Annotated in this window: 5 protein-coding genes; 3 read left to right on the forward strand and 2 right to left on the reverse strand. The window is 70.4% G+C overall.

Going from position 1 to position 10315, the window contains the following annotated elements:
• A partial coding sequence (locus FHG89_RS31195; protein WP_208761172.1) for a cellulose-binding domain-containing protein occupies window positions 1–461 on the reverse strand: 461 nt, incomplete at its 3' end.
• A 534-nt stretch (window positions 462–995) separates the two neighbouring features.
• On the opposite strand from FHG89_RS31195, the gene FHG89_RS31200 reads away from it, so the two are divergent.
• The gene (locus FHG89_RS31200) at window positions 996–2198 is read left to right on the forward strand and encodes a hypothetical protein (protein WP_139587968.1); all 1203 of its coding nucleotides are present in this window, start codon (window positions 996–998) and stop codon (window positions 2196–2198) included.
• 1 nt (window position 2199) lies between these two features.
• Window positions 2200–2901, forward strand: coding sequence for a class F sortase (locus FHG89_RS31205; RefSeq protein ID WP_139587969.1), 702 nt, complete (start codon window positions 2200–2202; stop codon window positions 2899–2901).
• Between the two features lie 72 nt (window positions 2902–2973).
• Here FHG89_RS31205 and FHG89_RS31210 read toward each other — a convergent pair whose 3' ends face one another.
• Window positions 2974–8055 (reverse strand): NAD-glutamate dehydrogenase, encoded by a 5082-nt coding sequence (locus FHG89_RS31210; RefSeq protein WP_139587970.1) that lies wholly within the window; start codon window positions 8053–8055, stop codon window positions 2974–2976.
• Between the two features lie 289 nt (window positions 8056–8344).
• Here FHG89_RS31210 and FHG89_RS31215 point away from each other — a divergent pair, with 289 nt between their 5' ends.
• Window positions 8345–10312: a penicillin-binding transpeptidase domain-containing protein gene (locus FHG89_RS31215; protein WP_139587971.1), complete on the forward strand. Its 1968-nt coding sequence runs from the start codon at window positions 8345–8347 to the stop codon at window positions 10310–10312.
• Window positions 10313–10315: the final 3 nt, after the last annotated feature.

Below are 10315 nucleotides of genomic sequence, written 5' to 3' on the forward strand. Positions count from 1 at the left end.
GTCGTGGTGCTCGGCGACGCCGTGGGCGTGGTGCCACCGTTGCAGACCACGCCGTTCAGCGTGAACGAGGTCGGCTTCGGGTTGCTGCCGCTCCACGCGCCGTTGAAGCCGATGCTCGTCGACGCGCCGGTGGCGAGGCTGCCGTTGTAGGACAGGCTCCGCGCGGTGACCTGGCTGCCGGACTGGGTGAACTCGGCCGACCAGCCCTGCTGCACCCGCTGGCTGGAGTTGGGGAACGTCCAGCCGAGCGTCCAGCCGTTGACCGGGTCGCCGAGGTTCTTGATGGTGATGTTCGCGGTGAAGCCGCCTTGCCAGTCATTCGACGAGTAGGCGATGTCGCACCGAGTGGCGGCCTGCGCCGCCGTGACGGGAATCGTCACCAGCCCACCGGCGACCAGGGCACCCGCGCCGGCGAGCGCGAGGGCCCGGCGTGGGCCGGACAGCCTTCTCCACACATTCATGCCACTGATCTCCTTGGGCGAGACCGGGCCCGCGTACGGCCCGGCGGGACGGCACGGTGGGCGTCCTGCACGGACGGCCGCCGACGCCAACGGGAATTTTCGGGGTTGCCCGACCCGGACGGGCGTTTTGGTGGTGGGTGATCGACCGGCACGCGGCCGGGCGGTCGGCGGCAGAGCGTCGTCCGGCGGACCGGATGCCCTCGACGGTGACTGCCTGCGCGGTGTGGCTCCCCGAACCGCGTGCGCCGATTCTTGCATGGGAGCGCTTCCATGGCAATGGCTCGATGCGCCGAGGCGGAGGAACTGGACGATACCTCCGAGCCGCCCCGTGTGGCACGAGCAGGCCGGGGTCGGCGCTACCAGGGTGCGGCGGGCACGGCGAGCCGTGAAAGCCGCGTACCACCTCTTCACCGCTTATCAGCAGTAAAGGTCAAAACGCGAATCTTTCCCTTCATAGGTCATGAAACGGTCTAACGTCGGTCTTAGCTCGGTTGTCGCCGGGCTTAGGACAACAGGGATGGAGTGACGCAGGTCATGGCTAAGAAGTTGCTCGGGAAGGTCGTTGCGGGCGCCGCGCTCGGCGGCGCCTCGCTCCTGGTGTTCACGCCGGGAATCGCGTTCGCGGACGGGCACCACGACGGCGGCAAGGACCGTGACGGCAAGGTTTACGCCAAGCCGCACGTCGTCAAGGCTGGCGACGAGGTCAAGCTCCTTGAGATCTGCCCGGATCGGCAGGAGCACGCGTTCGTGTGGTCCAAGGTCACCGGCAAGGTCAAGCTCAAGCCGGCACGCGACGACCGGGGTGAGGACCGCGGCGAGTGGCGCGAGGAGGAGAACTCCTCGGGCCACGACGACAAGGGCAAGGACGAGCACGGCAAGGACGACAAGGGCAAGGACCACGAGGGCAAGGACGACAAGGGCAAGGACGAGCACGGCAAGGGCGAGAACGGCGAGAACGGCGAGGACAAGCCGGAGCCGCCCGCCGACGGCGCCCAGCCCGGTGGTCAGGGCGGCGGCGCTGCCGCCGACGCCCACGGCGACGAGGACAGCAAGGACTGGAAGGGCGAGGAGCACGGCCAGGACGCGGAGGACAGCCGCGGCGACAAGGGCCACGAGGACAAGAAGGACTGGGACTCCAAGGGCTCCGACGAGCGCAGCTCGGACGAGCGCAGCTCGGACAAGGGCTGGGAGAACAAGGGCTCCGACGAGTACGGCTCGGACGAGCGCGCCTCCGACGAGTACGGCTCCGACAAGAGCTGGGAGAACAAGGGCTCCGACGAGTACGGCTCGGACGAGCGCGCCTCCGACGAGTACGGCTCCGACAAGAGCTGGGAGAACAAGGGCTCCGACGAGTACGGCTCGGACGAGCGCGCCTCCGACGAGTACGGCTCCGACAAGAGCTGGGAGAACAAGGGCTCCGACGAGTACGGCTCGGACGAGCGCGCCTCCGACGAGTACGGCTCCGACAAGAGCTGGGAGGGCGAGCGGGAGTTCGTCTACTACGGCGAGGCCAAGGTCGACCGTGACGCGAAGCCGGGTCGCTACGAGCTCAAGGGCTCGTGCGGCGAGGGCGAGCTGGTCGTGCTGCCGCACGGCGGGGTCGACGGCGGTGACGGCGGCGTCAGCACCGGCACCGACCGTGGCCTGGCCACCGGTGGGGCGAGCCTGCTCGGCGCTGCCGCGCTGGGCGGGATCGTGCTGATGCGTCGTCGGCGGACCGATGGTTCGCTCGTCTGACGTGACGACGACACGGGCCGGCGGCCGTCACGGGAAACCGTGGCGTGCCGCCGGCGCGGCCGTCGTCGTCACCGCCGCCATCGGGGCCGGCATGATCGGCGCGGCCCTGAAGACCACGCCCGCTCCCCGCCCACCGCAGCCGCAGTCCCAGGTCGGCCCCGAGGTCACCGGCCCGGCGGTCACCGACACCGGCGTACCGCCGCTCGACGATGCGCCCGCCGCACAGGGGGACGCCACCCCCGGACTGGCGCGGTCCGCCCCGACCAGCATCGAAATCCCCCGGATCGGCGTCAACGCGACGATCATGTCGCTGGGCACCAACCCGGACGGCACCGTCCAGGTCCCCCCGTTGGAGCGGGCCGACCAGGCCGGCTGGTACGAGCCGGGGGCGAGCCCGGGCGAGACGGGTAACGCGGTAATCGTCGGGCACGTGGACTCGGCGGTCCTCGGCCCGGCCGTCTTCTTCGACCTCGGCGCCCTCACCCCCGGCGACACCGTCACCGTGCGCCGCGCCGACGGCGTGCCGGCCACCTTCACTGTCGACTCGGTGAAGTCGTATCCGAAGACGGCCTTCCCCACCGAATTGGTGTACGGGCCGAGCGACCGGCCCGGCCTGCGGGTGGTCACCTGCGGCGGTCAGTTCGACGAGGCCGCGAAGAGCTACCCGGACAACATCGTGGTCTTCGCCACCCTGGCGGCGTGACCCCCGCCAACGAAACACGGTCCGGCCGGTTGGGATACCCCGACTGGCCGGACCGCGTCCGGCGTACCTGACTCAGGCGGCGGCGGAGGTCCGCACCAGCGTGCGGATCTGGCGCAGCAGCACGGACAGGGCGGCGAGGTCGGCCCGCGACTCGTCGAACTCCCCCATCGCCCGCTGGGCACGGTGGATCGACGTGGCGTTCGACTGCTCCCACTGCTGCACCCGCTCGTGCGGCGGCAACTCCTCCGGAGTGGAGTCGAGCACCTCGGCGGTGAGCGCGGCCAGCGCGGCGTACAGGTCGTAGCGCAGCGCCATCCGGGCCAGGGTCTGCCAGCGGTCCTCCCTCGGCAGCAGGGAGATCTTCGACAGCAGCGAGTCCACCCGGAACAGGTCGGAGAGCACGAAGTAGACCGAGGCCACCTCGCCGACGTCCCGACCGCTGCGGGTGGCGGTCTCCACCACGTCGAGCAGGCCGAAGCTGTACATCAGCCGGGTCGCGCGTTCGGCCAGGTCGCGGGGCAGCCCACGCTCGGTCATCGAGTCGATGTGCGCCGCGATGCCCTGCCGTTCGCTGCCGTAGAACAGCTCCTCCAGCCCCGGCAGCAGCCGGGCCACGCCGTCGCGCAGGCGGGCGATCTCGGCCGGCACGTCGAGGGGTGAGCGCCGGTTGGTGACCAGCCACCGCACCGCGCGGTCCAGCAGTCGACGGGTGTCCAGGTAGACGCTGGTCTGCAACTCCGGCGAGACCTTGTTGTCCAGGGCCTCGACGGCGTCCCACAGCTCCCGTAGCCCGAACACCTCGCTGACCACCACGTACGCCCGGATCACGTCCGCCGCGCTGGCCGCCGTCTCCTCGACCACCCGGAAGATGAACGAGATGCCACCCCGGTTGATCGCCTCGTTGACCAGCACGGTGGTGACGATGTCCCGGCGCAGCCGGTGCCGGCCCATCCGGTCGGCGAACCGCTCGCGCATCGGCGTCGGGAAGTAGTTGACCAGCACCTCGGTCGTCCACTCCTCGTCCGCCAGCCCGTCGGTGAGGATCTCCCGCTCCAGGACGATCTTCACGTACGCGAGCAGCACCGCGAACTCCGGCGCGGTCAGCCCGGACTCGCTGCGGACCGCCAGCTCCTCGTCCGGCGGCAGCGCCTCCAACGACCGGTCCAACGCACCCGAGCGCTCCAACTCGTTGATCATGCGGCGGTGCACCGGGAGCAGCGAGGCGGCCTGGGCCTGGGCGTTGTTGATCGCCCGCGCCTGGTCGTAGTTGTCCCGCAGCACCAGCTCGGCGACCTCGTCGGTCATCTGCGCGAGCAGCTCGTCGCGCTCGGCCGTGGTCAGCTCACCGTCGGCCACCGCGGTGTTCAGCAGGATCTTGATGTTCACCTCGTGGTCGGAGGTGTCCACACCGGCGGCGTTGTCGATGAAGTCGGTGTAGATCCGACCACCGGTCAACGCGTACTCGATCCGGCCGAGCTGGGTCCAGCCCAGGTTGCCGCCCTCGCCCGCCACCCGGCATCGCAGGCTGCGCCCGTCCACCCGGATCGCGTCGTTGGACTTGTCGCCCACCTCGGCGTTGGTCTGGCTGGACGCCTTGATGTAGGTGCCGATGCCGCCGTTCCAGAACAGGTCGACAGGCGCGGTGACGATCGCCTTCATCAGCTCCTGCGGCGAGAGCTGCGTGACGTCGTCGTCCAGGCCGATCGCCGCCCGGACCTGCGGCGTGATCGGGATGGACTTGGCGGTACGCGGGAAGATGCCACCCCCGGCCGAGATCAGCTCCGGGTTGTAGTCCTCCCAGGAGGAACGGGGCAGGTCGAACAGCCGGCGCCGCTCCGCGTACGAGGTGGCCGCGTCCGGCTCCGGGTCCAGGAAGATGTGCCGGTGGTCGAACGCGGCCACCAGGCGGATGTGCTCGGACAGCAGCATCCCGTTACCGAACACGTCACCGGACATGTCACCGACGCCGACCACCGTGAAGTCCTCGGTCTGGGTGTCCAGGCCCAGCTCCCGGAAGTGCCGCTTCACCGACTCCCAGGCGCCCCGGGCGGTGATGCCCATCTTCTTGTGGTCGTACCCGGCCGAACCGCCGGAGGCGAACGCGTCGCCCATCCAGAAGTTGTGGTTCTTGGAGATCTCGTTGGCGATGTCGGAGAACGTGGCGGTGCCCTTGTCCGCCGCCACCACCAGGTACGGGTCGTCGCCGTCGTGGCGCACCACGTCCTCGGGCGGCACGATCTGCCCGCTGACGATGTTGTCGGTGACGTCCAGCATCGCGCTGACGAACTCCTGGTAGCAGGCGACCGCCTCGTCCCGGTCGCCCGGCTTCTGCTTCAACACGAAGCCGCCCTTGGCGCCGACCGGCACGATCACCGTGTTCTTGACCATCTGCGCCTTGACCAGGCCCAGCACCTCGGTGCGGAAGTCCTCCCGACGGTCGGACCAGCGCAACCCACCCCGGGCCACCGGCCCGAACCGCAGGTGCACACCCTCGAACCGGGGCGAGTACACGAAGATCTCGAACTTCGGTCGCGGCGCCGGCAGGTCCGGGATGGCCTGCGGGTCCAGCTTGAACGCCACGTACGCCTTCGGCCGCCCGTCGGAGCGCTTCTGGTAGAAGCTGGTCCGCAGGGTCGCCTCGATGAGCGTCAGGTACGAGCGCAGGATCCGGTCCTGGTCGAGGCTTGCCACGTCGTCCAGCGCGGTCCGGATCGTCTCCACCAGCTCGCCGCTGCGCTGCTGACGCTGCTCGGCGCTCATCTCGCCCGGCGCGAACCGGGTCTCGAACAGCTCCACCAGCAGACCGGCGATCTTCGGGTACGCGATGAAGGTCTGCTCCATGTAGTCCTGCGAGAAGACCGTGCCGGCCTGCCGCAGGTACTTCGCGTACGCCCGCAGCACCACCACCTGCCGCCAGGTCAGGCCGCCGCGCAGCACCAGCTCGTTGAGCCGGTCCACCTCGGCCTCACCGCGCCAGGCCGCCGCGAACGCGTTCTCGACGTGCGGGCGCACCTCGGACAGCTCCTGGTGCCCCTCGGGCAGCATCAGGCCGAAGTCGTACAGGTAGACCCGACCGTCGATCCGGTCCACCTCGTACGGGTGCTCGTCGACCACCCGGACACCGAGCGAGTGCAGCACCGGCAGCACGGCGGACAGCATCATCGGCTCGCCGTACCGGTAGACCTTGAACCGGACGTTCATCGTCTCGGCCAGGTCCGCGCCCGGTGTCCGCGTGCCCGGCCGGGGCGCGAGCTGCTTGCGGAACAGGTGCATCTCCAGCTGGCCGGGCTCCTCCAGCAGCTCCAGCTTCGCCAGGTCCTTCATCGCCTCGTACGGCGTGTGCCCGTCCTTGTAGCCCTCCGGGAACGCGTCGGCGTACCTGGTGAACAGGTGCTTGGCCTGCTCGTCGCCGAGCTTGCGTTCCAGCACCAGCCGGTAGTCGTCGTCCCAGAGCCGGGTGGCGTCGGCCAGCTCCTCGGCCAGCAGATCGGCGTCGATGTCGCCGGGCGGCCGGGTGGGGTCGGTACGGACGATGAAGTGGATCCGGGCGAGCATCGACTCGGTGACCCGGGTGGTGTAGTCCACCCCGACACCGTTCAGCTCGCGCAGCAGGATGTCCTGCATGCGCAGCCGGTTCTGCGTGGTGAACCGGTCCCGGGGCAGGTAGATGAGGCAGGAGATGAACCGCCCGTACGCGTCTCGGCGCAGGAACACCCGCAGCTGCCGGCGACCCGCCATCCGCAGCACGCCGATCACCGCGTGGTACAGGTCGTCGGTCTTGATCTGGAACAGCTCGTCGCGCGGGTACGTCTCCAGGATCTGGATCAGATCCTTGCCGGAGTGGCTGCGCTGGCTGAGGCCGGAGCGGTCCAGCACCTCGGCCACCTTGCGGCGCACCACCGGCAGCTCCCGGACGCTGGTGCGGTACGCGGCGGTGGAGAACAGGCCCAGGAAGCGCCGTTCGCCGATCACCTCACCGGCCGAGTTGAAGATCTTGAAGCCGATGTAGTCCAGGTACGCCGAGCGGTGCACCGTGGCCCGCGAGTTGGCCTTGGTGATGATGAGCAGGCGCTTCTCCAGCACCTTCTCGTGCGCCTCGGGGGTCATCGAGGACAGCGACCGGGCCTCCGGCGAGTCGGAGCGCAGAATGCCCAGACCGGTGCCGAGCACCGCCTCCAACGCCTTGCCGTCGGCCCGGTCCGTGGCGTTCTCGCTTGGAGCGTCCACCAGCCGGTACTCGCGGTAGCCGAGGAAGGTGAAGTGGTCGTGGGCGAGCCACCGCAGCAGCTCCACCGAGTCCGTGATGTCCTTCTCCGGCACCGGCGGGCGGTTCTCCGAGGTGCGGGCCGAGGCCAGCTCGTCGGCGAGGGCGAGGGCGCGCTGGCGCATCTTCGGCCAGTCCTCCACCGCCTCGCGCACGTCGGTGAGCACCCGTTGCAGCTCACGGCGCAGCCGGTCCCGCTCGGCGGCGTCGCGGACCGGGTCGATCTCGATCCGCATCCAGCTCTCGATGATGTCGCCGGCGATCGCGTCGTCCGGCTCCACGTCGGCGGAGACCTCGGTGAGCCGGCCCAGCGGCTCGCGGCGGACCACCACCAGCGGGTGCACCAGCAGGTGCACGTCCAGGTGGTACGAGTTGAGCAGCGCGGTCACGGAGTCGACCAGGAACGGCATGTCGTCCGTGACGATCTCGACGACGGTGTGGTGCTGGTCCGCGTGCGGCTCGTGGATCCGCAGCTTCAGCTCGCCGGGCACCCGCTGCTGGGCGAGGTCCCGGTGCGCCCGGGCCGCGTCGAGCATCTCCTCCGCCGTGAAACCGACCAGCTCCTCGTCCGGGGCGAACCGCCAGAAACGACCCACCAGGGTCGCCGCGTCGTGGTCGTCCCCGGCGAGCGCGACGGCCTGGGCCACCAGGCGCTCCGCGTTCGGTACCGGTTCGTCGAGTTCGGCGTCCTCCACGTCGTCGGCCAACGCCTCGGTCGGCAGGCCCAGATCGTAGATGGTGTCGATGCTCGACCCGGTGAGGCCGGTGACGCCCGTGTCGAGTCGGCCGTAGCCGTCCCCGTCGGTCGCGGAATCGAAGCTGTCGTCGTCCCGGCCGGAGTCATCCTGCCGGAGGTCGGGTTCCGGTTTGATCGCCGGACGCCGGTCCATCGGTGCCACTCCCCTCGACCCACCGCGTTGTGGGTCACTCTGCCGCCAAGCCTAGGCCTGCCGGATTGCGCGTTCATCGGCGGACCACTGGCCGGACGTCCGGATCGGGACTCTGTCCTTTCACCCGTTGCGGGTCCGAGGTTGGCCGGTTGCGGGATACCCCGCCACGCGATGTTCATCACACCGGCGCGGTCCGTCTTTCCGCACGTCGGGCTACTTCAGGGGACGTTGGGGACAGCCTTCTCGTACTACCGTGCAGGGCAGCCCGAGATCGGAAGGACCTCGCGTCATGCTCTTGTCGTACCCCCGGCCCCACCGGCCGAACCCCGCCCGCAGGCGGGTGGCCGCCGCCACGGCGGCGCTGCTCACCGCCAGCGTCCTGGTCGCCTGCTCCGGCGACGACGGGCCGCAGCGCACCGTCGACGCCTTCCTCGCCGGCTGGCGCAGCGGCGACCTCCAGGCGGTGGGGCTGGTCGACCCCACCGGCAACAAGGTTCCGGCGGGCGACGTGAGCCGCGAGATCAAGGAACTCTCCGGTGAACTGGCGGGCACCCCGCCCAAACTGACCCGCCGTGGCGACCCGAAGGTCACCAAGGACATCGCGACCGCGACTGTGCAGGTGGAGTGGACCCTGCCCGGTCAGACCCGCTGGGCGTACGACCGGGAGGTGCGGCTCGCCCAGGGCGACGACGACCAGTGGCAGGTGATCTGGGAGCCCCGTGTCGTCCACGAACAGCTCACCAAGGGTGACCGGCTGGGGTTGCGCCGGGAGGCCAGCCCTCGGGCCGGCGTGCTGGACGCCGCCGGTCAGCCGATCGTCGCCCCCCGCCCGGTGGTCCGGGTGGGTGTGCAGCCCGACGGGGTCGCCGACATCAAGAAGCTGGTCAAGGACCTCGACGCGGCTTTCAAGGCGATCCGTCCGGCGCTGGTCCCGGCGGTCGACCTGGCCGACCTGCCCGAGCGGGTGGCCAAGGCCGAGCCGGGCGACTTCGTCGAGGTGGTGACACTCCGCGAGGAGGCGTACCGCCAGATCAAGCCCCGGATCTACGACCTGCCCGGCACCAAGTTCATCTCGGACAAGCTCGACCTGGCGCCGACCCGGGAGTTCGCCCGCGCGCTGCTCGGCTCGGTCGACCCGGCGCAGGCCGACGACCTGGCCGCGCACCCCGACCGGTACGTGGTGGGTGACCTGGTCGGGCATGGCGGACTGCAGGGCCGGTACGACGAGCGGCTGCGCGGCAACCTCGGACTGACCGTGGTGGTCGAGCGTCCCGCCGAGGGCGGCAAGCTGGAGCCCACCGGCACCGAGTTGTTCCGCCGGGAGCCCCAGGCCGGGCAGGCGCTCAAGACGACCCTGGACGTGGCTGCCCAGAACGCCGCCGACTCCGCGCTACGTCCCGAGGCACGCCGGTCCTCGCTGGTGGCGGTACGGATCAGCGACGGCTCCGTGCTCGCCGTGGCGAACGGACCCGGGCCGGCCGGCGAGAACCTGGCCTTCAACGCCCAGGTGCCGCCCGGTTCCACGTTCAAGATGGTCAGCGCGCTCGGCCTGCTGGACCGGGGCGCGGTCACCCTCGACGGGCCGGTGGACTGCAAGAAGACCGTCACCGTCGATGGCCGGTCCTTCAAGAACTCGGACAACTTCGAGTTGGGCTCGGTGCCGTTCCGCACCGATTTCGCCAAGTCCTGCAACACCGCGTTCGCCACGCTGGCCCCGAAGTTGGGCGGCGACGGGCTGGCCGCCGCCGGCCGTACGCTGGGCCTGGAGGGTCAGTGGGACCTCGGCGTCGACGCCTTCACCGGCAAGGTGTCGACCGGTGGGAGCCTCGCCGAGCAGGCCGCCGCCTCGTTCGGGCAGGGCACCACACTTGTCAGTCCGCTGGCCATGGCCGGTGCCACCGCGGCCGTCGCGCGCGGCCGGTTCGAGCAGCCGCAACTGCTGGTCGACCCCGCGCCGGCCAAGCCGGCCCCGGCTGGCGAGCAGCTCAAGCCGGAGTCCGTCTCGGCGCTGCGCACCATGATGCGCGAGGTGGTGACCACCGGCACCGGCGCCGCGCTCAAGGACGTGCCGGGCGGCGAGGTGTACGGCAAGACCGGCACCGCCGAGTACGACAACAACCCGGCCCACACGCACGCCTGGTTCGTCGGCTGGCGGGGTGATGTCGCGTTCGCCGTCTTCGTGGAGAAGGGCGGTGCCAGCACCGCCTCAGCCGTCCCGATCGCCGAACGCTTCCTCCGCGCCCTCCCGACCCCCTAACGC

The organism is Micromonospora orduensis, from assembly GCF_006228125.1.
GTDB lineage: Bacteria > Actinomycetota > Actinomycetes > Mycobacteriales > Micromonosporaceae > Micromonospora > Micromonospora orduensis.

Bases quoted from the DNA above. Each gene is read 5' to 3' on its own strand.
- FHG89_RS31215 (WP_139587971.1), top strand. From the start codon at position 8,345: ATGCTCTTGTCGTACCCCCGGCCCCACCGGCCGAACCCCGCCCGCAGG.
- FHG89_RS31210 (WP_139587970.1), bottom strand. From the start codon at position 8,055: ATGGACCGGCGTCCGGCGATCAAACCGGAACCCGACCTCCGGCAGGAT.
- FHG89_RS31200 (WP_139587968.1), top strand. From the start codon at position 996: ATGGCTAAGAAGTTGCTCGGGAAGGTCGTTGCGGGCGCCGCGCTCGGC.